The 24,872-nt window shown below is 67.5% G+C and carries 17 protein-coding genes; 13 read left to right on the top strand and 4 right to left on the bottom strand.

Features of this window, described 5'->3' with window-relative positions; all coding sequences use genetic code 11:
* Positions 1-57: 57 nt before the first annotated feature.
* Complete coding sequence (locus DES44_RS11365; protein WP_058935037.1) at positions 58-1,446, bottom strand: phosphomannomutase/phosphoglucomutase; 1,389 nt, start codon at positions 1,444-1,446, stop codon at positions 58-60.
* A 259-nt stretch (positions 1,447-1,705) separates the two neighbouring features.
* On the opposite strand from DES44_RS11365, the gene DES44_RS11360 reads away from it, so the two are divergent.
* The 3 genes from DES44_RS11360 to DES44_RS11345 are packed head-to-tail and all read left to right on the top strand — an operon-like array spanning position 1,706 to position 5,261.
* A complete protein-coding gene (locus tag DES44_RS11360; RefSeq protein WP_232309994.1) occupies positions 1,706-3,496 on the top strand; it encodes an Ada metal-binding domain-containing protein in 1,791 nt (596 codons plus the stop codon).
* Complete coding sequence (locus DES44_RS25975) at positions 3,493-4,371, top strand: methylated-DNA--[protein]-cysteine S-methyltransferase (protein ID WP_310732362.1); 879 nt, start codon at positions 3,493-3,495, stop codon at positions 4,369-4,371. The genes DES44_RS11360 and DES44_RS25975 overlap by 4 nt, the downstream gene beginning before the upstream one ends.
* On the top strand, positions 4,368-5,261 hold the full coding sequence (locus tag DES44_RS11345) for a DMT family transporter (protein WP_058935036.1): 894 nt from the start codon (positions 4,368-4,370) through the stop codon (positions 5,259-5,261). The genes DES44_RS25975 and DES44_RS11345 overlap by 4 nt, the downstream gene beginning before the upstream one ends.
* 5 nt (positions 5,262-5,266) lie before the next feature.
* On the opposite strand, the gene ligA is transcribed toward DES44_RS11345, so the two are convergent.
* Entirely contained in the window at positions 5,267-7,333 is a 2,067-nt protein-coding gene (gene ligA / locus DES44_RS11340; RefSeq protein ID WP_058935035.1) for an NAD-dependent DNA ligase LigA, read from the bottom strand.
* Between the two features lie 249 nt (positions 7,334-7,582).
* Between ligA and DES44_RS11335 the strand changes: the two genes are divergently transcribed.
* The 9 genes from DES44_RS11335 to DES44_RS11290 all read left to right on the top strand — a co-directional run bounded on the left by DES44_RS11335 (position 7,583) and on the right by DES44_RS11290 (position 18,847).
* A complete protein-coding gene (locus DES44_RS11335; protein ID WP_170156654.1) occupies positions 7,583-8,257 on the top strand; it encodes a prepilin-type N-terminal cleavage/methylation domain-containing protein in 675 nt (224 codons plus the stop codon).
* A gap of 79 nt (positions 8,258-8,336) precedes the next feature.
* Positions 8,337-9,056, top strand: coding sequence for a toxin co-regulated pilus biosynthesis Q family protein (locus tag DES44_RS11330; RefSeq protein ID WP_083525560.1), 720 nt, complete (start codon positions 8,337-8,339; stop codon positions 9,054-9,056).
* The gene (locus tag DES44_RS11325) at positions 9,053-10,858 is read left to right on the top strand and encodes a secretin GspD/PilQ domain-containing protein (protein ID WP_147307056.1); all 1,806 of its coding nucleotides are present in this window, start codon (positions 9,053-9,055) and stop codon (positions 10,856-10,858) included. The genes DES44_RS11330 and DES44_RS11325 overlap by 4 nt, the downstream gene beginning before the upstream one ends.
* A 10-nt stretch (positions 10,859-10,868) precedes the next feature.
* Entirely contained in the window at positions 10,869-12,281 is a 1,413-nt protein-coding gene (locus DES44_RS11320) for a type IV pilus inner membrane component PilO (protein WP_058935031.1), read from the top strand.
* Entirely contained in the window at positions 12,259-13,044 is a 786-nt protein-coding gene (locus DES44_RS11315; RefSeq protein WP_058935030.1) for a hypothetical protein, read from the top strand. The genes DES44_RS11320 and DES44_RS11315 overlap by 23 nt, the downstream gene beginning before the upstream one ends.
* 1 nt (position 13,045) lies before the next feature.
* Complete coding sequence (locus tag DES44_RS11310) at positions 13,046-14,875, top strand: GspE/PulE family protein (protein ID WP_058935029.1); 1,830 nt, start codon at positions 13,046-13,048, stop codon at positions 14,873-14,875.
* 54 nt (positions 14,876-14,929) lie between these two features.
* Positions 14,930-16,015, top strand: coding sequence for a type II secretion system F family protein (locus DES44_RS11305; protein WP_058935028.1), 1,086 nt, complete (start codon positions 14,930-14,932; stop codon positions 16,013-16,015).
* Positions 16,016-16,323: 308 nt separating this feature from the next.
* Positions 16,324-16,887 (top strand): lytic transglycosylase domain-containing protein, encoded by a 564-nt coding sequence (locus DES44_RS11295; RefSeq protein ID WP_083525559.1) that lies wholly within the window; start codon positions 16,324-16,326, stop codon positions 16,885-16,887.
* Between the two features lie 88 nt (positions 16,888-16,975).
* On the top strand, positions 16,976-18,847 hold the full coding sequence (locus DES44_RS11290) for a helicase HerA domain-containing protein (protein ID WP_170156653.1): 1,872 nt from the start codon (positions 16,976-16,978) through the stop codon (positions 18,845-18,847).
* A gap of 7 nt (positions 18,848-18,854) precedes the next feature.
* Here DES44_RS11290 and paeA read toward each other — a convergent pair whose 3' ends face one another.
* On the bottom strand, positions 18,855-20,198 hold the full coding sequence (gene paeA / locus DES44_RS11285) for a polyamine export protein PaeA (RefSeq protein WP_058935026.1): 1,344 nt from the start codon (positions 20,196-20,198) through the stop codon (positions 18,855-18,857).
* Positions 20,199-20,228: 30 nt separating this feature from the next.
* Positions 20,229-20,705 carry a SixA phosphatase family protein gene (locus DES44_RS11280; protein WP_058935025.1) on the bottom strand — a complete coding sequence of 159 codons (477 nt, stop codon included), beginning with the start codon at positions 20,703-20,705 and terminating at the stop codon, positions 20,229-20,231.
* A gap of 163 nt (positions 20,706-20,868) precedes the next feature.
* Here DES44_RS11280 and DES44_RS11275 point away from each other — a divergent pair, with 163 nt between their 5' ends.
* Entirely contained in the window at positions 20,869-24,813 is a 3,945-nt protein-coding gene (locus DES44_RS11275; protein WP_058935024.1) for an ATP-binding protein, read from the top strand.
* Positions 24,814-24,872: the final 59 nt, after the last annotated feature.

Below are 24,872 nucleotides of genomic sequence, written 5' to 3'. Positions count from 1 at the left end.
TCAACGGCTGCGGCCGGCGGGACCTTGGCCCCGCCCCGGCCGCGCCGTGGCCGCGGATCAGTGACCGGCGGTGAAGGTGATGTCCGGCTTCACCCGCTTGAGCTGGGCCAGCACTTCCTTCTGGATGCGCTCCAGCGCTTCCTGGGTATGACCCTCGAAGCGCAGCACCAACACCGGCGTGGTGTTGGACGCGCGCACCAGGCCAAAGCCGTCGTCGTATTCCACGCGGATGCCGTCGATGGTGATCACATCCTTGGCATTCGGGAACTCGGCGATTTCCTTGAGCTTGGCCACCACTTCATGGTGCTCGCCCTCGGCGCAGGGCACGTTCAGCTCCGGCGTGTTGATGCTGTTGGGCAGGTCGTTCAGCACCTGGCTGGGGTCGTCGCTGCGCGAGAGGATTTCCAGCATGCGGGCGGCGGTGTACATGGCGTCGTCAAAGCCATACCAGCGTTCGCCGAAGAAGATGTGGCCGGACAGCTCACCCGCCAGCGGTGCACCGGTTTCCTTCAGCTTGGCCTTGGCCAGCGAATGGCCGGTCATCCACATCAGCGGCTTGCCGCCATGTTCCTCGATCCACGGACCCAGGCGCTGCGAGCACTTCACGTCGAAGATGATCTCGGAACCCGGCTTGCGCTTGAGGATGTCGGCGGCCAGCAGCATGATCTGGCGGTCCGGCATGATCATCGTGCCGTCCTTGGTGACGATGCCCAGGCGGTCGCCGTCCCCGTCGAAGGCCAGGCCCAGTTCCGCATCGGTGGCATGCACGATGCGCTTGAGGTCTTCCAGGTTTTCCGGGCGCGACGGGTCCGGATGGTGGTTGGGGAAGTCCCCGTCCACCTTGGAGAAGATGTCCACCACCTCGCAGCCCAGGGCGCGCAGGATGGCCGGCGCGGTGGCGCCGGGGATGCCGTTGCCGCTGTCCACCACCACCTTCATCGGGCGCGACAGCTTGGCGTCGGTGACGATGCGGTGGGTGTATTCCGGCACGATGTCCATCTGGCCGACACGGCCCTTGCCGGTTTCATAGTCTTCGGCTTCGATGCGACGCTTCAGGCCCTGGATCTGCTCGCCATACACGGCGGCGCCCTTGAGCACCATCTTGAAGCCGTTGTAGTCCTTGGGGTTGTGGCTGCCCGTGACCTGGATGCCGGAATGGCAGCCATGCTTGCCACGGGTGGCGGCCACGTAATAGAGCATCGGGGTGGTGACCGCACCGATGTCCACCACATCCAGACCGGTCGAGGTCAGGCCGCGGATCAGCGCTTCCACCAGGCCCGGGCCCGACAGCCGGCCGTCCCGGCCCACGGCCACGGCCGTTTCGCCGGCCCGCTTGGCCTCGGTCCCGAAGGCACGGCCGAGGTGCTCGGCCAGCTCTTCGTTCAGGGTCTGACCCACAACACCGCGAATGTCATAGGCCTTGAAAATGGAAGCATGAACTTGCATGAGCGTCCCTGTGCAAATGTGATCAAGTAACGAAAACTGGGGCGGATTGTAGGCAGTAGAAACGACTGTCCCGTGTAACCCCGGGTGATGAATCGCGTCTCCGGATGTCACCTGCCGTAAACCCGGTGGCATGGAGGGCAAAAAGCGGACCTGCCCGGGCGCACGGTCCGGTCGTCCACCCAGCCAGCTGTCATGCCTTGTCAGGGACATGTCCGAAAACGGCCAGCGCCTGTCACCCGCGCTGCCTATGATGCCCAGCATGGTCTCCCCTCTCACTCCCCACCATTGCTACCCGGCCCTGCTGGCCCGGGACGCGCGTTTTGACGGCCAATGGTTCGTGGCGGTGAAGACCACCGGCATCTACTGCCGGCCGATCTGCCGGGTTCGTGCGCCCAAGCTGGAAAACTGCCTGTTCTTTCCCACGGCCAGCCAGGCGGAAGCTGCACGCTTCAGGCCCTGCCTGAAGTGCCGCCCTGAATTGGCGCCCGCCGCCCGTCCGTGGAGCGCGATGGACGCCAGCGAGGTGCTGGCCCGAGAGGCCGCACGCTGGCTGGATGAATGCGCGCCGGACCAGGCCAGCCTGCCAGCGCTGGCCACGCATCTGGGGGTGAGCGAGCGGCATGTGCGGCGCATCTTCACCGCCGTGCATGGGGTGGCGCCGCTCCAATACCTGCAGACCCGCCGTCTGCTGCTGGCCAAGCAGTTGCTGACCGACACCCGGCTGCCGGTCGCCCAGGTGGCGCTGGCGGCGGGGTTTTCCAGCCTGCGTCGATTCAATGCGGCGTTTTCGGAACATTACCGCTTGAGTCCGACCGCCCTGCGGGACGGCGGAGCGCGACGCCGTCCGGCCTCGGAGGACGACGCGCTTGAACTGCGTCTGGATCTGCGCCCGCCGCTGCTGACGACTGCCCTGCTCCAGTTCCTGGCCGCGCGGGCGGTGCCGGGGGTGGAGCAGGTGGACCTTGCGGGGCTGCGGGTGCTGCGCAGCGTGCGTCTGTCGCTGGCCGACCCGCCTGACGTCCTGGGATGGGTGACCGTAGCGCTCCCGCCCGACGGCGCTGAGCGTCCCCAAGTTCGCGTGCGGCTGAGCGCATCGCTCTGGCCTCACGTGGCGGCCTTGATGCCGAAGTTGCGGCGCTGGCTGGACCTGGACGCGGACCCGCATGCCATTGCCGCCGCCCTGGGCGACGAGCTGGGCCCCTCCGCCCTGGGGCTGCGGCTGCCGGGTACGCTGGACCGCTTTGAACTGGCGGTGCGGGCGGTGCTGGGTCAGCAGGTCACGGTGGCCGCGGCGCGGACCTTGGCAACGCGCCTGGTGGCGGCTTTTGGGGAACCGCTGCCTGCAGCACTGGACGCACCGGCGCCGGTCACCCATGCCTTCCCCGCTGCCGCCCGCCTGGCCTCCGCCACGGTGGATGAGGTGGCCGCGCTGGGCATGCCGGGCAGGCGGGCGCAGGCCCTGATCCATCTGGCGGCCGAATGGCCCCGACTGGCGTTTGCACAGGGCCGCGGCACGGTCGAGGACGCGATGGCCGAACTGGCGGCGCTGCCGGGGCTGGGCCCCTGGACGGCGCACTACATGCTGATGCGCGGCTGGAGCTGGCCCGATGCCTTCCTGCCGGGCGATGTGGTGCTGCGCCAGCGGCTGGAAAGCCGCGCTGGGGATTCGATGCGGCCAGCCGCGCTGGTCGCCGCCGCCCAGCGTTATGCACCGTACCGCAGTTACGCGGTGCTGCAGTTGTGGCGGGAAGCGAGCGCGCTGGGGAAGGCCGGCACCAGCACCAGCACCAGCACCAGCACTAGCGCCAGCGCCGGTACCAGCACGGGCAGCATCGGTAGCAACAGCAGCACGGGCACAACGTCTAGCAGCATCAGCACGGGCTCCACAGCTAGCAAGAGCAGCACGGGCACCCCTGGTAGCACCAGCAGCACCAGCAGCAACAGCAGCAACAGGAGCACCGGCACCATCAGCACCACCGGCAGAACTAGCGCCAGCAACCGCAAGCGCATCCGCCGTAGCGCGTCTCTCGCGGAAGGACCCCTCTCATGAGCTCGCATCGACTGACCCAGCAAACCGACGTCGCCACCCCACTCGGACGCATGCTTCTCGCGCGGGATGCCCGTGGGCTCTGCGGCGTGTGGTTCGAAGGCCAAAAATACCATCCCGGAACGCTGACGGTGCCGCGTGACGATCAGGATCCGATCCTGAAACAGGCTGCCGACTGGCTCCGGGCCTACTTCGCCGGCATGACGGACATCGAGCGAGGCGTCATGCAGGAGGCCAGGCGCGAAGGACCTGCGGCCGCGCTGCCCCCGCTGTCGCTGCTCGGCACGGATTTTCAGCAGGCGGTCTGGCGCGAGCTGCTCCAGATCCCCTTTGGGCATACCGTCAGTTATGGCGACCTGGCTGCTCGCCTGGGGCGACGGGAAGCGGTGCGAGCCGTGGCGGCGGCGGTCGGGCGCAATCCGATCTCGGTGCTGGTGCCTTGTCATCGCGTGGTCGGCGGCAACGGGCAGTTGACCGGTTATGCCGGCGGCCTCGATCGCAAGCGGGCGTTGCTGGGGATGGAAGCGCAAGCGCCGTTTGCAGGGGAAGCCCTGTCGCTGTCTGCGGCGGAAGCGAAAGCACCACTTGTGCTGGAAGCGAATGCGCCGTTCAAGCATGAGGCGCAAGCACGGTTTTCGCCGGAAGCGAGCGCGCCCGTGCCACTGGAAGCGCGGGGCATTCGGTCAACCGCGTCTCTACTCGCATCCGAGCCCACAGCGCCGACCCTGCGGATGGGTTGGAGCCCCGATGACCTCACGCCCGCCACAGGCGCAGGCGCAGGCGCAGGCGCAGGCGCAGCCGCAGGCCCGGACAGTCCTTCCACGACCCGCTCCAGCGGAACCCTCTTTTCCTCTCACCTCCAAGGAGCAGGCGCTTGAAGCAACGCGACCTGGTTGAACTCACCCTGCTGGCGGCCATCTGGGGCGCCTCCTTCCTCTTCATGCGCATCGCCGCCCCGGAGTTCGGCCCCGTGGCCACCGCCTTTGTGCGGGTGGCCGGCGCCTCCTTGCTGCTGATGCCGCTGCTGTTCCTGCGTGAAGGCTTCCAGGACCTGCGCCGCTTCTGGCCGGGTCTGCTCTTGGTGGGGCTGCTCAACGGCGCCCTGCCCTTTGCCCTGTTCAGTTTCGCCGCGCTGTCCATCAACGCTGGCCTGTCCAGCATCCTCAACGCCACCACGCCCATGTGGGGCGCGCTGGTGGCCTGGATCTGGTTCGGCCAGCGCCTGGACGGCTCCCGGCTGGTCGGGCTGGCGCTGGGGTTCACCGGCGTGGTGATCCTGGCCTGGGACAAGGCGTCCTTCAAGCCCGGCGGGGGCGGTTTTGCCATCCTGGCGGTGCTGCTGGCCACGCTCAGCTACGGGGTGGCGGCCAATGCCACCAAGCGCTTCCTGAGCCAGGCGTCGCCCCTGGCCGTGGCTACCGGCAGCCAGTTTGGCGCGGCCTTGCTGCTGGCGCTGCCGGCCCTGCTGCAGCAGCCGGCGCAGATGCCGTCGCTCAAGGCCTGGGGGGCGGTGGCCCTGCTGGCCCTGCTGTGCACCAGCGTGGCCTACATCCTGTTCTTCCGGCTGATGAAGCGGGTGGGCCCGACCAACACCATCGCCGTGACCTTCCTGATTCCGGTCTTCGCGCTGATCTGGGGGTTTGTGTTCCTGCACGAAACCCTGACCACCAGCATGGCGCTGGGCTGCCTGGTCGTGCTGCTCGGCACCGGGCTGGCGGTGGGCGTGCTGCGGCTGCCGGCGACGCCGGTGACGCGGCCGGCGAAATAATCCACTCAGCCTTGCAGCAGCGCGTGCAAGCCCGCCTCATCCAGCACGGTCACGCCCAGTTCCTGGGCCTTGTCCAGCTTGGATCCCGCCTCTTCGCCGGCCACCACGTAGCTCGTCTTCTTGGAGACGGACCCGCTGACCTTGCCGCCCGCCGCCTCGATCAAGGCCTTGGCCTCGTCCCGTGACAGGGTCGGCAGCGACCCGGTCAACACCAGCGTCTTGCCGGCCAGCGGCTGCGGCCCTTGCGGCTCGGCAGCGGCGCCATCGGTCTTGGGATAGTCCACACCCGCAGCGATCAACTGCTCCACCACCTCCCGGTTGTGCGGCTCGGCGAAGAAGGCCGCGATGCTCTTGGCCACCACCGGGCCCACATCCTTGACGGCCAGCAGTTGCTCCTCGGTGGCGGCCATCAACGCGTCCATGTTGCCGAAGTGCTTCGCCAGGTCCTTGGCCGTGGTCTCGCCCACATGGCGGATGCCCAGCGCATACAGGAAGCGCGGCAGCGTCGTGGTCTTGCTCTTTTGCAAGGCCTCAAACAGGTTCTGCGCGCTCTTCTCCCCCATGCGTTCCAGCGCCGACAGCTTGGCCACGCCCAGCTTGTACAGGCCGGGCAGGCTGGTGACGATGCCGCCATCCACCAACTGGTCCACCAGCTTGTCGCCCAGGCCCTCGATGTCCATGGCACGCCGGCCGGCAAAATGCAGCAAGGCCTGCTTGCGCTGCGCCGGGCAGAAGATGCCGCCGCTGCAGCGATGGTCGATGCCGCCCTTCTCCCGCAACACATCACTCCCGCAAATCGGGCAGTGGCGCGGCATGTGGAAGTTGGCCACATACTGCGCCCGAGGAGCATCCACCTTGCCGACGATTTCCGGGATCACATCCCCCGCGCGCCGGACGATGACCTGATCCCCCACCCGCACCCGCTTGCGGCGCAGCTCGAAGACGTTGTGCAGCGTCGCATTGCTGACGGTCGTGCCGCCTACAAACACCGGTTCAAGCTTGGCCACTGGCGTGAGTTTGCCGGTGCGGCCCACCTGGATGTCGATGGCATTGAGCCGGGTGATCTGTTCCTGCGCCGGGTACTTGTGAGCCACCGCCCAGCGCGGTTCGCGTGAGACAAAGCCCAGACGACGCTGCAGTTCACGGCTGTTGACCTTGTAGACCACACCGTCGATGTCAAACGGCAACTCGTCCCGCTTGGCCCCCATCTGCTGGTGGAACTTCACCAGACCCTCGGCGCCTCGCACCACGGCGCGGTCGTCGGAGACCGGCAGCCCCATCGCCTTCAAGGCATCGAGCAGGCCGGAATGGGTGGGCGGGATGTCCCAGCCCTGCACGTCCCCCAGGCCGTAGGCGAAGAAACTCAGCGGACGCTGCCGCACCAGGCCCGGATCCAGTTGTCGAATGGCACCTGCGGCCGTGTTGCGCGGATTCACGAAGGTCTTTTCGTTGGCCGCGCGCTGACGCTCATTCAGCGCCTCGAAATCATCGCGGCGCATGTAGACCTCGCCACGCACCTCCAGCACCGCCGCCTGCGCCCCGTCGCCGGACAGCCGCAGGGGGATCTGGCCGATGGTGCGCACGTTCTGGGTCACGTCCTCACCAGTCTCGCCGTTGCCGCGGGTGGCCGCCTGCACCAGCACACCGTGCTCATAACGCAGGTTGATGGCCAGACCATCGAACTTGAGCTCGGCCGCGTATTCCACCGGCGCGGCGCTGGGCTCCAGGTCCAGTTCCCGGCGCACGCGTGCATCGAAGGTCTCGGCGCCGCTGGCTTCGGTATCGGTCTCGGTGCGGATGGACAGCATCGGCACGGTATGACGGACCGGCACGAACCCCTCCAGCACCTTGCCGCCCACCCGCTGCGTCGGGGAATCCGGCGTCAGCAGCGACGGATGGCGGGCCTCCAGGGCCTGCAATTCCTGGAACAACTGGTCGTAGGCGGCATCCGGAAGCGCCGGCGCGTCCAGCACGTAATACAGGTGGGCATGGTGATGCAGCTGCTCGCGCAGCTCAGCCGCACGGGCTGCGGCGTCTGCCGGCACGACATCAGGAGAACGATCGGAATTCATCCCCGGATTGTGGCTCAGCGGCACTGCGGGAAGGGTCGTCCCGGGAGCGCTTGTCTTTGCAGAAGGCACCGGCCTGCATGAAGGAGAGATGGCCTATGCAGGCTGTCATTTCTATCAATGTATGGAAGTTATTTTTATCAAACGGATCTCTACGATTCCGCTCCATGTTGTTCAACCGTGAGCGACATCAGCCGCCACACATTCATCCGGAGCAACCGTGGCGCGCTGCATTCCACCCAAAGGACCACCATGAAACGCAATCCTTCCCTTCGCAAGCTGTCCGCCCGTCAGATCCCCGCCCTCGCGGCACGCCAGAAGGGCTTCACCCTGATCGAGCTGTCCATCGCGCTGGCCATCGTCTCGGTGCTCATCGTCGGCTCGCTGATCGGCGTGCAGCGCATCCTGGCCAACAACCGTGCCAACAACCTGCTGGCCGAGGTGCCGCGCATCAACGCAGCGCTGGTGGGGGCAGCTGTGAACAGCAGCAACTTCGCCTCCATCACCACCAAGAAGGCTGCAGCGCTGGGCGCCTTCTCGCCCAACACGGTGAAGTGGGAAAACGACACGCCCACCGTCAGCAACGCCTTTGGCGGTTCCCTGTACATCCAGGGCAATGACTCCAACATGGACGGCGTGGGCGGCAAGGACCGCGGCTACATCGTCGTGGCCACCGGCATCCCGACCGACATGTGCGCCACCGTGGTGAACGGCCTGGCCCCGCTGGCGCAGGTCCTGTGGGTGGACGCGCCCGCCACGCAGGCCACCCCCGCCAACTTCGACCAGCCTCTGACCAGTGCGCCGGCAGCGACCGACATGATCAAGGGCCCGGACGCCACGTCCGCCATCAACATCGACAAGCTGGCAGAACGGTGCCGCGGCGGCAACTCCAACACCCGCGTGGTCTACGCATTCGTTCCGCTGTAAATCAGCCACGTCCCGTCCGGGCCTGCGTCCTGCAGGCCCGGACTTTGGCTCGTTCTGAACGGCTCTCCTTGACATCTCCATGAAAACACTCAGGCTGCTTCCGCTGTTCGTCATTGGCCTGCTCACGGGTGCGCAGGCCGCCTCTGCATCACCCGCCCCGAGCAAGTTCCGTCCCGCCACGCCTGCGTCCGCCAGCGGCGACATCGCCACTTCTGCGTTTGCATCTGCCGCTGCTTCCGCAGGCATCGCTGCGGGGGCCTCTGCAGGGGCGTCTGCGGGCCCTTCTGTTGGGCCTTCTGCTGGACCTTCTGGCGCCACGCCCAAAGCCAAAGCCAGCGCCGCCAACAACGCCGGAAGCCCGAGCAAGGTCCGCGCTGAGGTCCGCGCTGAGGTCCCCGCTGAAGTTCCAGGGTATGGCGAAGTGGAATGGATCCGTACCCCCCGACCTCAAGCCCTGGGGACCCGTCCCGACGGCAGCACGCTGGACCCCACCCAAGACAAGGCCCTGGAGGGGCTGCGCAGTGAAGCCCCCACCGAATGGACCGTCGAACTGTCGGACCGCACGTTCCGACAAACGCTTCTGCGCTGGACCCGTATCGCGAATTGGCAACTGGTCTGGGAGGTCGATCGCGACTTCGCCATCGACGCCCAGGTCACGCTCAACGGGAACTTTCTGGAAGCCCTGAACCAGGCCATGACCTCCCTGCGAGATACCGACTATCCGGTGCAGGCCCGCATCAATCCCGACACCCGCGTGCTGCGCGTGGTGCGTTACATGCTAGATGGAGAACGGCGTTGATCCGACTTTCCCACGTTATGACTGGCGGCCGGCTGGCCCCGGCCACCGTGCTGATCCAGCGGCCCCGCCGGTGGCCTGAGCTTTCCCCCCTGCCCGGCCGTCTGGCCCTGGCGCTGGGATGTGTGCTGTCCACCGGCTGTGCGGTGCAGTCGACCCATCTGGCCCAGCAGGACTACAACCGGGACAAGACACGGATGGGTCAGTTCCAGACGCAGGCTCGCGAACCGCAGCGCCTGCCGACGCTGGTGCAGGCGGACACCCTGCCGCGCTTTGCACGGCAGTCCATCCCGCTGCAACGGGCGTCCACCCTGCCCACCCACATCGGCCAGGTGACCCTGCGCTACCCCGGTCGGCATTCGCTGCCCATCGTGGCGGAACTGATCTCGCGGCTGATCGACATCCCCGTCATCATGACGCCCGATGCGCTCGCCAGCGCCACCGACTTCGCGCCCGGCACCCTGATTGCGGCCGAAGGCGCGCCCTCATCGGCCGGCACGGCAGCTCGCGGCACGACCGGCGCCACATCCTCGTCGGCAGACGCCGTCACTGTCGTGCAGCAGGCGGAAGCCGCCGGTGCCCTGTCGCTCAGCCTGCAGCCCCGTGAACTGCTGAACACGATTGAGCTCGACTACTCCGGCCCCTTGTCCGGCCTGCTCGACCTGGTCGCCACCCGCGCCGGCCTGCAGTGGGAATACAACGGCGGCAAGATCGTCTTCAGCCGGCTCATTACCCGGTCCATCCTGGTCAAAGCACTGCCCAACGGTCTCAAGACCAATGGCTCCTTCGACATCTTTGGCGGCGGCTCCAAGGACGGCGGCAACAGCGGCTCTGGCAACAGTGGCGGCGGCAGCAGCACCAACGCCGGCTCGCTGACCGTCGACTTCCAGACCGAGAGCGATTACTGGAGCGGCCTGCGGGACGCGCTCAAGGGCATGCTGTCGGCCCGCGCCCACCTGCAGGTCGATCCCCGCTCCGGCCTCGTGACGGTGACCGACGCCCTGGGCAATGTGGAACGGGTGGAAGCCTTCCTGCAGGAGGTCAACACCTCGCTGCTCCGCCAGGTGGTGCTGGAGGTGGAAGTCCTGCAGGTCGACCTGACCGATCAATACAGCAACGGTATCAACTGGCAGGCCGTGCTCGGAAAAGCCACCGGCAATCAACTGACGCTGACGGGTCCGCAAGGCCCGGGCGCACTGTCCGGCAACACACCCGGCTCCTTGTCGTTCCTGCTGGCCCCGTCGTCATCCCGCAGCTCACCCAGCCGACTGGTGGCGGATTCGCTGCAGGAATACGGCAAGGTCTCCACCGCCTATTCCAGCGTGGTGACCACCACCAACCGCATGCCGGTGCCGGTCGGATCGCTGCAGACCCAGTCCTACGTGAGACAGACCACCGCGCCCGTGGTGAACGGCACCACGGGGGTGACCACCGCCGGTTCCCTGGTGCCGGGCTCCATCTCTACCGGTCTGGGCCTGATGATTCTCCCGGTCATCCTGGACTCCAACCGCGTCCTGTTGCAGACCGTGATGCAGGTGAGCGAACTGCGTGAGATCAAGGCGTTCACCAGCGGCAGCGGATCCACCGCGCAGTCCATCCAGTTGCCCAACACCGTCAGCTTCTCGTCGCTGCAGCGCATCAGCGTGCCCGCCGGCCAGACCCTCGTGCTGGTGGGCTACGAGCGGGAGCAGGCCCAGGCCGATGACAGCGACGTGATCCGCGGCCTGCTGCCCATCTCCAAGCGCGGCGGCCGCAGCAAGCAGGGCACCGTGATTCTGATCACGCCGCGTCTGACCGACCGCTAAGGGGGCACTCATGGCATACAACCCAGGCGGCACCGGCAACATCGGCACCGGCAACATGGGCTCCGGCGACCTCCTCGGCCTGTCCGGCGGCAGCGACACCTCAGCCGCCGGCTCGGGCGCCGTCGCCAAGAGCTGCGTGCTGGCGGGCACCCGCGTGATCTTCGAGCTCGAATGGAGTCCCACGCAAGACCGTGAAGACCCCGCTGCCGAATTCCAGCGGGCCCGCAAGCTGGGCTACAGCTTCGCCACGATGCTGCCGGACAAAAGCCTGATCGGCCTGACCCGGGGCCTGCAGGCAGGGCCCGGCCGCCCTCACTCGGCGGTGGTGCTGCTGATCGAGCGGTTTGCTTCCGGCGGTGCCGAAGCGGTCCTGCTGTCGGCCGGCAACCGGGTCGCCTTCATCGGTCTGATGGACCGCCGCCCGGTGCCCGGCTTCGACCGGCTCGTCCACTCGCTGGAGGCCGCGCTGGCGCTGTTGAAGGAGTTCCGAGACATCCACATCGACCAGGATGTGCGCGTGGCCACGGACCTGCGCGACGCCATTCCCAACGGCGAACCGCTGCCGGTGCAGGCCATCTTCGAAATGCCGGAGGCGACCTCGCTGGTGCGGCCCCTGATCAACCGCGTGCTGCGGCGAACGCTGGTGGGCGGCGTGGCCGTGGCCCTGCTGGCAGGCTCTGGCCTGGGCTACATGCTCTGGAACCAGTATCAGGCGCGCAAGGCGGCGGAAGAGGCCGCCCGTCTGGCCCGGGAGAACGACCCGAACCGGCTCTATGAACAGGCCATCGAGACCTTGATGGCCGGCGCGGGCCAGCCGGGCAACACCGTGCTGGACCACTGGCGCACGCTGCTCAGCCGCGTCCCCCTGACACGTGAAGGCTGGGCCCTGCAGCGCTTCACCTGCAGCCAGACCAGCCGGGACTGCCAGGCCACCTGGACCCGGAATTTCGGCAACTTCCAGGACTTCCTCACCGACGCGCCGCGTCCCGATCCTGCCAGCCCCGCGCCGCAAGTCACCGCCGATGGCAATGGCGATCTGCTGGGGGCCACGATCACCACCCACTACAGCTGGGAGGAGGGTGCCCCAGCCCCGTCCCTGGTCCGCGAGCAGCTCCCGCTGGTGGACGGCGTGACCCAGACCTGGGGCAGCCGTCTCCAAGACCTGTCGCTCGTGGCGGGCAATGCCCAGGCCGCATCGCTGAAACCAGCCCGGCTCTTCGGCCCACCGTCCGTTACCCAGCTGACTGCGCTTCACCGCCCGGTGGTCAGCCTGTCCTGGCAGGTGACGGACGGCGTGTGGTCCCTGCCGTCCATCGAACTGCCGCCGTCCGCGGTCCCGGAGACCCTCACGGTGCTCCTCACCCCGGGCCAGGTCACCTACACCCTCACAGGACAAATCTATGCAAAAGGCAAACCTTTCTGATCTCGCCGGCGTCCGTCGCACCCGCCGGCTGCGCGCGGCCCGCGGCCTGCTGGCCAGCGTGCTGAGCGTGTGTGCAGGCCAGGCGTGGATGTCCGGCGCGGCGGTCGCCGCGGAGGATGCCCACGGTGCGTCGTCGGCCTCCATGCAGCAGGTCATTGAAGCCGCCCGCCGCAAGAAGGCGCAGGAACTGGATGCGGCGGCCCGCCGCCTGCTGGGCCAGGATGCCGCTCAGACGCCCGCAGCCTCCGCCGCTCCTTCAGCGCCGCCTGCACCGTCCGCGCCGGCCCGAGCCGTGGAGGTGCCCCGGGTCTGGTCATTGACCGGCGTGGGACGGCGGCTGGATTCAGAACTGCTGTATGAGGGCCGCATTTATCGCGTATCGGTCCCCGATGCCTCGGCCCTCAAGCCGGATGGCGCCGCCCTCGCCCAGATCGGCCCCTGGCGCGTGCAGGCGATCAGCCCCAATGGCGTCACCGTGTCGCTGCAAGGCACGGCAGCGGGCGTCGGCAAGGCGCAACGGGTGCATCTGCTGCCCGCCCCGTCACGCGGCAGCTCCATGGCGGGTTATGCCTTCTTCAACGGCGCGGGAGGCGTCATGCTGGCTGGCCCCGAGCCCTTGCCCGCCTCGGCCATGAGCCCGGCGGCACTGCCCCCGTCAGCCCTGCGCGCCAGCGAACTGCCGCTCACGGGGCAGCCCGTGGGGCAACCCATGGGACAGCCCATGGCGCCCACGGCCATGGCTTCACGCACGGACATCCGCTGACATGAGCGCCGACGCACCGCCCCTGGCTGGCAACACTGGCGCGACGGAAGCGACGCGCAGCGCCCCCCGCGCCAGCACCTTGTCGAGCAGCACCAGCAACGCTCCCGACGGAAGCGCCGCTTCTGCAGCCGCGCCGTCCAGTCATCCAGGCTCCACCCGCCACCTCACCGACTACGCGCAACTGCCGCCCTTCGACCGCGTGCTGTCGGTGGTGTCGGACAACGTCATGGGCGGGCGGGACGAGCGGCAGGTGCGCGTCTCCCGGGACAAGGAAAACAAGCTGATGGCGCTGGCCCTCCCCGCGCAGCGTTTCCTGGTCCTGTCCACCGAAGACGAATTGCGCAGCCCGGACTGGTACCACGTCGTGCAGGCCGGCAAGCGGTTGGGCTACGACTTCCAGGGGTTCTACACCGCCTCCCCCGACATCTTCGAGCTGATCACCTATCGCAGCCAGCGGCGTGACGTCGGCGGCAGCGAGGGCGAAAGCGCCCGCGCCATCGAAACCATGGTGGCCAACTCATCCCCGCTGGAGTGGTTCCGCACCGTCATTCACCGCTGTGTGCTGGCGGGCGCCAGCGATCTGCACCTGGAACTGCGGGGCGAGATCGGCCGTGCCCGCGTGCGGCTGGATGGCCTGATGCGCACCCTGGGCAGCTTTCCGGCGCGCATCGTGATGGACGGCATCTCCGCCGCCTACACCGTGCTGGCGGAAGAGAACTCGCGCAGCGAAGTGGCCTTCAACGGCGGCGTGCCCCAGGCCGCCATGATCCCGCTGGACCTGCCGGACATGCGCCTGACCTTGCGCTACCAGAGCCACCCGGCTGTTGGCGGCATGGATGTGGTGATGCGCATCCTGCGCTCCAACAACGCGGCCCGCATGCAGCAGCTGACGCTGGACAACCTGGGTTTCACGCCCTGGCAGGTCGAGCGGCTGCACGACGCCCTCAGTTCCGCCTGGGGCGGCATTTTCGTGGCGGGAATCACCGGGTCCGGCAAGACCACCACGCTCAACACCATGCTGGCCCACCTGGCGCAGGAGGGCACCCGCAAGCTCATCACCATTGAAGACCCGGTGGAATACGAGCTGGCCGGTGCCTCCCACCTTTCCATCCAGCGGGGGGCGCTGGAAGCCGTTGGCGGCACCAACCCCTTCCATGGCGCGATGCTGTCCTTCCTGCGCATGGACCCGGACGTGGGCCTGTTCGGGGAGATCCGTGACTCCCTGTCCGCCAACATGGCGCAGGTGGCCATCCAGACTGGCCACAAGATCCTGTCCACCGTCCATGCCACCTCGGCGCTGGGCGTGGTCAGCCGGCTCAACTCCCACATCGTCGGTCTTCAGCGGGACGACCTGTGCAGCCCGGAGTTCATGTCCGCGCTGGTCTACCAGGTGCTGGTGCCGCTCAACTGCGACCACTGCAAGGTGCCCGCCCGGCGGCTGATGTCGCCGGAAGCGCTGAATGTGTATGTGGAGGGCTTTGGCCTGGACGCCGATCACATCTTCTGCGCCAGCGACCGGGGGTGCCCGCACTGCCAGAAGCCGCTCATCGACTACAGCACGGGCGAGCGCAACGGCACGCGCGGGATGAAGGTGGGCGCTGAAGTGATCGTGCCGGACCTGCGACTGCTGGAGCTGCTGCTGGAGCGGCGGGACCTGGAAGCCCGTCGCTACTGGCGAAGCCGCCAGAAGGCGCCCTTCACCGATCCGGACATGGACGGCAAGGAAGCCTGGGGACATGTGCTGTATGACCTGTCTCAGGGCCGTGTGGACCCCTTTTACTTCGAACGCACCTTCGGTCGGGCATCACTACTGGCCCAGTCGCTGCTCTAGGACCCCGATCGCCCGCCCCGCCCACGCGCCCCCCCACTTCCCGCATCGCCCCCCATGCAGATCATTGACAGAATCCGGTTCCGCGCCGCCGCCCAACGCCTGAAACAGCGCCGCGCCGACTTCTATTACGACATGGCCAGCGCCCTGGAAGACAAGGTGCCGCTGTTCACCATCCTTCGCAAGTACGAAGCCCGCGGCCGCACCCGGTCCCGCGGTGATGCCCTGCTCTACCGGCACATGCTGCGCGAGGCCATGGGCGGATCCTTGTCGCAATCCTTGATCGGTGTCGTGCCCACCACCGAACTGATCCTGATCGACGCCATCCAGGGCAGCGGCGATGCCGGCCTGGCGCGGGGCTTGTATTTCCTCTCCGAAACCGTGGAGAAAGTCGACCGGATGTTTGCCACCGTGCGCAAAGCGGTGATGTATCCGGTGATCCTCATGGTGCTGTTTGCGGGCCTGCTGACCGGGTTTTCGCTGTTCGCGGTCCCCATCCTGGCGGACCTGCTGCCCCCGGAGCGATGGCCGGCGATGGGGCAGGCGCTCTACGCCGTGTCCTATACCGTCAGCCATTACGGGATCTTGCTCGGGCTGGCCTTGGTGGCGCTGGTGGTGGCCTTTGGCCTGTCCCTGTCCCGCTGGCAGGGCCCGCTGCGGCGTCGGCTGGACCACTGGGCGCCCTATAGCCTCTACCGGGACTTCTCCGGCGCGATGCTCATCGTCTCGATTGCGTCGCTGATGCGGGCAGGTGTGTCGCTGCGGTCGGCGCTGGAACGCGCGGCGCGATTCAGTTCCCCCTGGATGCGGTGGCATTTGCGGGAAATCCTGTCCAGGTTGTCGTCCGAGCAGTCCACCCAGTTCGGTCAGGCCTTCGCGACCGGCGTGCTGAATGGCCCGCTGGAGGACCGGGTGCAGGACGCGTCGGAACGACGGGACCCGATTGCCGCCTTCGTCAAGATCGGGGTGGGCTCCATTGACCGCATCGAGCGCAGCATCCAGCGGTCCGCCAGCCGCCTCAACAGTGCCCTGATGGCGGTAGCGGGCATCACCCTGGCCGCCATGATGTTCGGTTTTTTCGCCACTGCCTTCGAAATGCAGAGCGGCATCCAGGCGAGCCCGACCACGGCCCTGAAGCCATGAGCGGGGCCGGGACTGCACGGCAGCAGGCCGGCGGGCGTGAGCTTGCGCATAACCTGGCGCATAACCTGGCGCATGCCTTGGCGCATGACCTGCCGCGCCGCATCGTGCTCGGTCTGGCCCTCTCCCTGTTGTCCGTGGTGACAGCGGTCGGGGCGAGCCCCCGCACGGGCGGCGCTTCGGCCCTCCCCACGCCGACCCGCCCCGCCGTCAGCCGCCCCTCCCCGGTTCTGACCGCTTCGGCCGGACCCGCTCCCGCGCGCCCCGCCCCCGTCAGGCCAACGGCCCCCGTCCACCCGCTGACCCCCGCCATGGCCCAATGCTTCGAATGGGCCTCGGCACGCTTTGGCATGTCCGCCCACCTGCTCTACGCCATCGCGCTGCAGGAATCCGGCCTGAACCCTCGGGCGGTCAATCGCAACACCAATGGTTCCCAGGACATTGGTCTGATGCAGATCAATTCGAGCTGGGGCCCGACGCTGCTGCGCTACGGCATCCGCCCCACCGACCTGTGGGACCCCTGCACCAACATCTTCGTAGGCGCCTGGATCCTGGGCGACAACATCGTCCGCATGGGTCCGACGGTGGCCGCCCTCGGGGCCTACAACGCCCGCGACCCCATCAAGCGCGAAGCCTATGCGCGCCGGGTGCTGGAACGCCTGCACCGGCTGAGCGCCCCCTCATCGGACGCACCCGCCCGGCGGCAGTCCCCCGCCCCGGTCAAGGTGAGCGCCATGGCGGAGGTGTCGGCCTCGCCGCAGGCGCCCGCTCCCGTGCAGTCCCCCGTGTCCGTCTCGCGGCAGTCAGGCGAGTTGCGGACCGTGTCTTCGGCCGTGGTGTCTTCTGCCACTGGCCTTCCCCTTGCATCCCCCTGACCTGCCCATGCTCGTTCATCCCGAAGACATGCTGCCCGGCCTTTGGCTGGGTCCCCTTGTTAGCCTTTGCCACGACCACGCGGTGCTGATGACGGACCGCACCCAGTGGGACGACCAGTCCACCCTGGGCCGCGGCGCCTTCTGCTTCATGGTGGAAAGCACCCGCCGCCAGACGGCCATGCCGCTCCACCAGCCGCCTGCGCATGCCGACATTCGGGCGGACCGTCTGGTGCTGCTGAGACTGCTGGATTTCCCGGCCTGGCCGGACGCCGGCACCGGCCAGCGGGAGCGCATCGACACGCTCATGAAGGGCCACACCGGCGGCGGTGACTCGCAGAGCCAGGTGATGCTGGTGCGCTTTTCGGTGCTCGGCTGCTATGTGCTGGACAACGATCCGTCCTCCACGCACCCGGCCGGCACCCCACGCTTTTCGGGAGAGCCCGGCCACCTGCTGCATGCCGACCGTTATGGCGTGTTCGCCCCCACGGCCCGCATGCAGGACCTGCTGATCAACGGCACCGTCACCCCGGAGCAGCGCATCCGCTTTGGCCTGCTGCGCCACGACGAATCGCTGGTCTACCGACACAACGGCGTCACCAGTTGCCTGTCGATGCTGGACATCCGCGGCCGCCGCACCGCCATGTTCGGCAAGACCCGCCTGGGCAAGTCCAACGTGGTGAAGCTGCTGGTGCAGGGCATGCTCGACGTCACCGCCGAGCATCGGGACGTCGGGCAGCTGATCTTTGACGTCAACGGCGAATATGCCAACAGCAATCCGCAAGATGGTGCCGACAACATCGGCAGCGTCTACGCCGACCGCTGCACGCTCTACTACCTGTCCGAAGGCAAGGCCGCCGGGCCTAACGGCAAGCTGCTGCGCTTCAACTTCCACGAGCGGCCAGAAGAGGCCATGAACACGCTGCGGGAGCTTCTGCCCGCCGACCTGGCCGAGTCCGACTATGTCCGGCCCTTGCTGAGCTGTCGGCTGCCCGCCCTCGGGTTCAATGCCGAGGAACTGCCGGAGATGGCCCTGCGGCGGCTGCGCAAGCTGATGGTGTTCTGGACGGTGTTGCATCACGCCGGTTTTGAGCACGACGAGACCCGCCTGGCAGCGCTGCTGCACAGCCACGGCTACAGCCAGCCGTTCAACCCGGGTTTCAGTCAGCCGCTGCGTCTGTCGGCCTACCAGGCGGTGAACGGCTGCAGCGCGCCGGCGCTGCCCCGCAGCTTTGCCGACATGGTGGCGGAAATCTCGCTGATGCTGCGCTTCAGCCTGAGTTATCCCAACGACCCGACGCTGCGCAAGCAAGGCAGCTTCCTCTTCGATGCCGACGAGGAGATCATGGCCCGCTTCATCTATCCGCAGGAAGGCGCCGGCCCCTACGTGCTGCGACCGGCGGTGCCCTTCCATTCGCCCCGGGTGGACAACTTCATCACCGAGGTGCTGGCCACCATCGACCAGGGCGACACCGTCATCGTGGACCTGGGCAGCGCCAACGAGCGCATCATCCGCTACTTCGCCAAGACGCTGTCGGTGGCGGTGTTCCTCCATCAGGAACGCAAGTTCGTGCGCAATGAGATGGCAGGCCGGTATGTGCAGATCTACTTCGAGGAAGCGCACATGATCTTCCCGCCCAATGCCGGCAATGTGATCGACGTCTATTCCCGGTTTGCCAAGGAAGGCGCCAAGTTCAACATCGGCATCGTCTATTCCACGCAGTCCCCGTCCACCATCAACCACGACCTGCTGGCGCAGACCGAGAATTTCTTCATCGGCCATCTCTCCAGCCAGCAGGAAGCGGCCATGCTCAGCACGGTGCAGTATGCGTTCCGGGGGCTGGAAGAAGACCTGATGCGCACCCGCACCCCGGGCTTCATGCGCGCGTTGACGGCTTCACACCGCTATCCAATTCCGGTGCAGGCCAACCGGTATGACGGCCGGACGCTGCTGATGGGCTGAACCGCCCTCAGCCCTGCGCGGTGTCCTTGGACGGGGGCTGCACCCGGGCGATCATCACCTGGTCGACCCGGTGGCTGTCCACGTCCACCACCTCGAACCGCCAGCCTTCCCACTCCACCACATCGGTGCGCTTGGGGATGCGGCGCAGCATCACCATCAGGAAGCCGGCCAGGGTGTCGTACTGGCCCGGATGCGGGAACTCGTCCAGGCCCAGGGACCGCTGGACATCGGGAATCGGCGTGATGCCGTCGGCCAGAAAACTGCCGTCATCCCGGCGGATGATCTGCTGCTCTTCCTCGTCGGTATGCACCAGGCTGCCCATCACGGTGGACATCACATCGTTGAGGGTGATCACCCCCACCACCAGGCTGTATTCATTGACGATGACCGCAAAGTCCTCATGCGCCTGGCGGAACTGCGTGAGCACCTCGGCCAGCGTCAGCCGGTCCGGCACGATCAGCACCTTCTTGACCAGGGCCGGCTCGGCCCGCAAGTTGATCGGGTCGCCCAGCAGCACCCGCTGGAACAAGTCGGTGGCATCCACATACCCGACGACCTGGTCGATGTCCTGCTCGCACACCAGGTAGGTGGAATGCGGAGAGTCTGCAATCCGGGTGCGGACCAGCGCTTCGTCGTCGTCCAGCGCAAAGTAGACGATGCGCTCGCGGGACGTCATCGCCGACTCCACCGTTCGGGTGTCCAGTTCGAAGATGTTTTCAATCACCTGCTGCTCGGCATCGGCCACCACGCCGGCCTGGTGACCGGCTTCGGCCAGGGCCAGGATGTCGGCATGGGTGATGGTGTTGTCCGGCTTCACCGGGCGGCCCAGCACCCGCAGCAGCAGGTCGGTCAGTGCGTTCAAGGCCCAGGCCACCGGACGCAGCACCAGCGTGAGGAACAGCATGGGGCCGACCAGAATCATCGCCACGCGCTCGGGCTCGTTCATCGACAGCCGCTTGGGCAGCAGGTCGGCCAGCACCACGAACATCATGGTGACGCATCCGAAGGACAAGGCAAAAGCCAGGCGCTGCGCGTTGTCGATCTCCATGATGGGGCGCAGCAGGGTCTCGAAATGCGGCGTCAGCGCGCCCTCGCCCACCACACCGGCCAGGATGGCCAGGGTGTTCACGCCGATCTGGACTACGGTGAAGTAGTAGCCCGGCTGCTCCTGCACCTTCAGTACCTGCGAGGCCCGGTTGTCTCCTTCGTCCGCCAGTTGCCTCAGCCTCAAGCGACGGGAGGCGGCCAGAGACAATTCCGCCATCGAAAAGAATGCGCTGGCGACAATCAGGACAAAGATCAACAGCAGGCTGGAACTCAAGGCAGCTTTCGGAGTATGAACAGCTGCCAGTGTACCGGGCGGCTCAGGGGCTGAGTGGGGTCAGGCCAGGTCGGGCGTTCGAACCGACAGCACCACCACCCCCGGGCGGTCATGCCGCGGGTGCTCGCAGCGGATCCACCAAAGCCCGGCCTTGGGCAAGCGCCAGGGCATGGCCTGCGCCAGCGGCACGCCGCCCACCACATGCGCCAGCACCATGCCCAGGGTGGGCTGGTGGCCGACGATCACGACCGGATGACCTGCGTGGGGCCATCCGGACGCTCGCAACAGCATCTGAGCGCCCTTGCGTGGGGCCAGGTCGTCCACCACCCGGGTGGGCCGCCGCACTTCCTGCACCGTCTGCCGCGTGCGCACGGCAGGGCTGACGAGGACCTGCGTGTCCTGCGGCAGGTGGCGATTCAGCCATTCGGCCATGCGGCCGGCGTCGCGCTCGCCCTGGGTGGTGAGCACCCGGGACATATCGTCCATGCCGGGGCCGGCTTCAACGGCCTCCGCATGGCGCCACAAGATCAGATCCATGGAACACCTTTGATTCGTGGCGCGACAGGGCAAATGGCGCGCCCACCCCTTCTTCGGTGCGAGGCCGCCGTACATCCAACGCACAACCCAAAAATCCGCGGGTTCGCTGGGAAAGCGGCTTGTAGACTCGGCGCTTTGCGATCTGGATTGGGAGCCCGGCCGCATGCCTTCAACGAATGGCGCTTCAAGCGGCACCGCGAGTGCCCGCATCACCGGCACTTCGGAGGACTTGGCGGCCACGCCGCCCTTCCTGCGGGGGGGTGGCGAAATGGGCGCCCGCATGCGGGCCCACGATTGGTCGACCACCCCGCTGGGCCCGCCGGACACCTGGCCGCAGTCCCTGCGTACGCACGTGCGCATCATGCTGGACTCCCGGTATGCCATGTGGATGGGCTGGTCGTCCGACCTGCGTTTCTTCTTTAATGACGCCTACATGCCCACCCTGGGCCTGAAGCGGGACTGGGCCCTCGGCGAACGCACGGACAAGGTCTGGGAAGAGATCTGGCCGGACATCGCTCCCCGCCTTGAGCATGTGCTGACACAGGCAGAAGCGACATGGGACGAAGCGCTGATGCTCTATCTGGAACGCAGCGGCTTCAAGGAAGAGACCTATCACACCTTTTCCTACAGCCCCGCCTTCGACGACAACGACCAGGTGGCAGGCATGCTGTGCGTGGTGACCGAGGTCACCGAGCGGGTCATCGACGAGCGCCGCCTGCGGGTGCTTCGGGACCTGGCCGCGCGGGCCACCGGCGCGGAAGACATCCACCAGTGCTGCCGTCACGCTTGCAAGGTGCTGCAGGACTATCCGCGGGATGTCCCGTTTGCGGCCATCTACCTGACGCAGCCGCAGGAGCGCATGGCCCGGCTGGCGTTCTCCACCGACCCCGCGCAGGCGGCGCAGTTGCCGGATCAACTGCCGCTGGACGATGCCCCGAGCGGGTGGCCGATTGCCGCGTTGTACGGTGAGCAAAGCGCGCAGGACCTGCCGTCACTGGAAGCGCTGTCGCTCCAGCTGACGGTCGACAACTGGGCGGAGCCGGTCCGACAAGGCCTGTTGCTGCCGCTCAAGGGGGCCGGACAGGACCTCACCGGCTTCCTGCTGGTGGGCTGCAGCCCTCGCCGCCCGCTGGACGAAGGCTACCGGAGCTTCCTGAACCTGGTGGCCGGGCAGCTGTCCGCCGCCCTCACCGACGCGCAGGCCTATGAAGAGGAGCGTCGCCGCGCCGAAGCGCTGGCGGAGTTGGACCGAGCCAAGACCGCGTTTTTCTCCAACGTCAGCCACGAGTTCCGCACCCCGCTCACCTTGATGCTGGGGCCGCTGGAGGAACTGGCGGTGGGCGGCGACCTGAGTGACGCGCAGCGCCAACGCCTGGCGCTTATTCTTCGCAATGCGGGCCGTCTGCAGCGGCTGGTCAATGCACTGCTGGATTTCTCCCGACTGGAAGCCGGGCGCGCGCAGGCCTATTTCGAGCCGGAAGATCTGGCCGCCCTCACGCGCGACATCGCCAGCAGCTTCCGCTCCGCCATGGAGCGCGCCGGGCTGCGGTTCGAGGTGGACTGCCCCGCACTTCCCGAGCCGGTGATGGTGGACCGGGACCTGTGGGAGAAGATCGTCCTGAACCTGCTGTCCAACGCCTTCAAGTTCACGCTGCAAGGGGGCGTGACGCTGCGCATGGGTCAGGATGGCGCGCAGGTCTGGATGACGGTGTCCGACACCGGCATAGGCATTGCCGCCGACGAACTGCCGCGGCTCTTCGAGCGCTTTCACCGCATTGCCGGTGTGGAGGGGCGGACCCACGAAGGCTCTGGCATCGGGCTGGCGCTGGTGCAGGAACTGGTCCGCTTGCACGGCGGGACCATTGCGGCCACCAGCGAGCCGGGTCAGGGGACCACCTTCCGGCTGACGATTCCGCTGGGGCAGGACCATGTGCCCAGGAACCAGCAACGGCCTCGCGCGCCGGGTCGGGGCGCCCGAACGTCGGCGGCTCGCGCCTTTGTCGACGAGGCGATGCGCTGGCTGCCTGATGGGCCTAATGGGCCTAATGGGCCTGATGTACCTGATTTGCCTGATGGGCCGGACAACGCGCCGACGCCCTTCCCCGCCGCGCCCCGCATGAGCTCGCGCGCCGACGCGCTGCCCCCACCCACCCAGCTGTCCGTGCTGGCGGCCCAGTCCCTGCCCCCGAGCGACCAGCGCTTTGCGCCCACCTTTGGCGCCCGCATCCTCCTGGCGGACGACAACGCCGACATGCGGGGCTACCTGCGCGACCTGCTGGCTCCCTACTACCAGGTGGAAGCCGTGCCCGACGGTCGGGCGGCCCTGGAAGCGGCCCGCCGCCAACCGCCGGACGTGATCCTCAGCGACGTGATGATGCCGCGCCTGGACGGCATGGGCCTGCTGGCCGCCGTCCGGGCCGATGCGGTGCTGCGGCCCACCCCGGTGGTGTTGCTGTCGGCACGGGCCGGCGAGGAGTCCCGGATCGAAGGCCTGGACGCGGGGGCGGACGACTACCTCATCAAGCCGTTCTCGGCCCGTGAGCTGCTGGCCCGTCTGGGCGCCCTGCTGGAGCTGCGCCACATGCGGCGGGCCGCCGAAGCGGCCACGCAGCGCCGCAATGCGCAGTTTGAAACCCTGCTCAATGCCGCGCCCATCGGCGTGTTCCTGGTGCATGAGGTGCAGGGGCGCCTGTTCCTGCGGGAGGCCAATCCCGCCGCGCGTTTGGCCCTCGTGCCGCCGGAAGACCATGCGCACGGAGACTTTGAAGCCATGATGATCCGTCAGTGGGGCCCGCCCCTGGCCGCCGAGATCATCGCCAATTTTTGGTCCACGCTCCACACCGGCAACAGCTTCCATGCGCCCGAATTCATCGCCCGGCGCAGCGACCGCGGCCATCTGGAGGCTTACGACTGGCAGGCTCACCGCATCCCGCTGGCCGAAGGCGGGCTCGGGGTGGTGTGCTACTTCCGCGAGATCTCCGCCCATGTCCAGGCCCGCCAGCACCTGGAGGCGGCCGACCGGCAGAAGGACCAGTTCCTGGCGATGCTGGCCCATGAGCTGCGCAATCCGATGGCGCCCATCCGCAGCGCCAGCGACGTGCTGATGCGGCTGGAGCTGGAGGATCCGCGGGCCCGTCGCGTGGTGGGCATCATCCAGCGGCAGGTCGGCACCCTGACCCGGCTGGTGGACGATCTGCTGGACATTTCCCGCATCACCCAGGGCCGGGTGCAGTTGCAGCTGAGCCCGGTGGCGCTGGTGGATGTGCTGGCGCAGGCGGTGGAGACGGTGGAGCCGCTGATGCGAGAGCGCCGGCATGTGTTTTCCATGACCAGCGGCCGGCCGCTGCGGGTGCGGGGCGACCAGGCCCGCCTGGTGCAATGCGTGGCCAATCTGCTGACCAATGCCGCCAAGTACACCGACCCGGAAGGACAGATCCAGCTGCGGATGGATGAGGACGCCGACCGGCAGCAGGCGGTGATCACCGTGACCGACAACGGCATCGGCATTGCGCCCGATCTGCGTCCGCAGATCTTCGACCTGTTCGTGCAGGGGGAGCGGGCGCTGGACCGGTCTCAGGGCGGGCTGGGCATCGGGCTGTCGCTGGTGCGGCGGCTGGTGGAGATGCATCAGGGGTCAGTGGCCGCCTTCAGCGACGGGCCCGGCTGCGGCGCGCGGTTCGAGATGCGCCTGCCGCTGCTGGCGGAGGAGTCCGGCGTCGTGGCGCCGGTGCTCACCCCGACGGCGGCGCCGCGGCGCATTCTGGTGGTGGATGACAACGAGGATGCAGCCGCGTCGCTGGCCATGATCCTGTCGATGGAAGGCCATCAGGTCGAGCAGGTGCACAGCGGGGCAGACGCGCTCAAGCATCTGGGCGAGGCGCTGCCGGACCTGGCTTTGCTGGACATCGGGCTGCCAGGCATGAGCGGTTATGAACTGGCCCAGCACATCCGCGCTCAGCCGGCGTGGGCCCAGCTGCGGCTGATCGCGCTGACCGGGTATGGCCGGCAGGAGGACCGGGAACAGGCGCTGCATGCGGGTTTCGACGCCCACGTGGTCAAACCGGCGGATCCGGACACCTTGCTGCGGACGATTGCGGCGCTGTCGTAAAGGCAGTCCTTCGGCGCTGTGTTGACGCACGGTGGCAAGCCGCTGGCGTCAGGCACTCG

Source organism: Roseateles depolymerans, assembly GCF_003387155.1.
Classification (GTDB): domain Bacteria; phylum Pseudomonadota; class Gammaproteobacteria; order Burkholderiales; family Burkholderiaceae_C; genus Roseateles; species Roseateles depolymerans.
This window is presented reverse-complemented; position numbering and strand designations above follow the sequence as displayed.

What these genes read in the sequence shown, in the direction of transcription:
- DES44_RS11310 (WP_058935029.1), top strand. Translation starts at nt 13,046, where the DNA reads ATGAGCGCCGACGCACCGCCCCTGGCTGGCAACACTGGCGCGACGGAA.
- DES44_RS11360 (WP_232309994.1), top strand. Translation starts at nt 1,706, where the DNA reads ATGGTCTCCCCTCTCACTCCCCACCATTGCTACCCGGCCCTGCTGGCC.
- DES44_RS11305 (WP_058935028.1), top strand. Translation starts at nt 14,930, where the DNA reads ATGCAGATCATTGACAGAATCCGGTTCCGCGCCGCCGCCCAACGCCTG.
- DES44_RS11320 (WP_058935031.1), top strand. Translation starts at nt 10,869, where the DNA reads ATGGCATACAACCCAGGCGGCACCGGCAACATCGGCACCGGCAACATG.
- DES44_RS11330 (WP_083525560.1), top strand. Translation starts at nt 8,337, where the DNA reads ATGAAAACACTCAGGCTGCTTCCGCTGTTCGTCATTGGCCTGCTCACG.
- DES44_RS25975 (WP_310732362.1), top strand. Translation starts at nt 3,493, where the DNA reads ATGAGCTCGCATCGACTGACCCAGCAAACCGACGTCGCCACCCCACTC.
- DES44_RS11290 (WP_170156653.1), top strand. Translation starts at nt 16,976, where the DNA reads ATGACGGACCGCACCCAGTGGGACGACCAGTCCACCCTGGGCCGCGGC.
- DES44_RS11315 (WP_058935030.1), top strand. Translation starts at nt 12,259, where the DNA reads ATGCAAAAGGCAAACCTTTCTGATCTCGCCGGCGTCCGTCGCACCCGC.
- DES44_RS11295 (WP_083525559.1), top strand. Translation starts at nt 16,324, where the DNA reads ATGGCCCAATGCTTCGAATGGGCCTCGGCACGCTTTGGCATGTCCGCC.
- DES44_RS11275 (WP_058935024.1), top strand. Translation starts at nt 20,869, where the DNA reads ATGCCTTCAACGAATGGCGCTTCAAGCGGCACCGCGAGTGCCCGCATC.
- DES44_RS11365 (WP_058935037.1), bottom strand. Translation starts at nt 1,446, where the DNA reads ATGCAAGTTCATGCTTCCATTTTCAAGGCCTATGACATTCGCGGTGTT.
- ligA (WP_058935035.1), bottom strand. Translation starts at nt 7,333, where the DNA reads ATGAATTCCGATCGTTCTCCTGATGTCGTGCCGGCAGACGCCGCAGCC.
- DES44_RS11280 (WP_058935025.1), bottom strand. Translation starts at nt 20,705, where the DNA reads ATGGATCTGATCTTGTGGCGCCATGCGGAGGCCGTTGAAGCCGGCCCC.
- DES44_RS11335 (WP_170156654.1), top strand. Translation starts at nt 7,583, where the DNA reads ATGAAACGCAATCCTTCCCTTCGCAAGCTGTCCGCCCGTCAGATCCCC.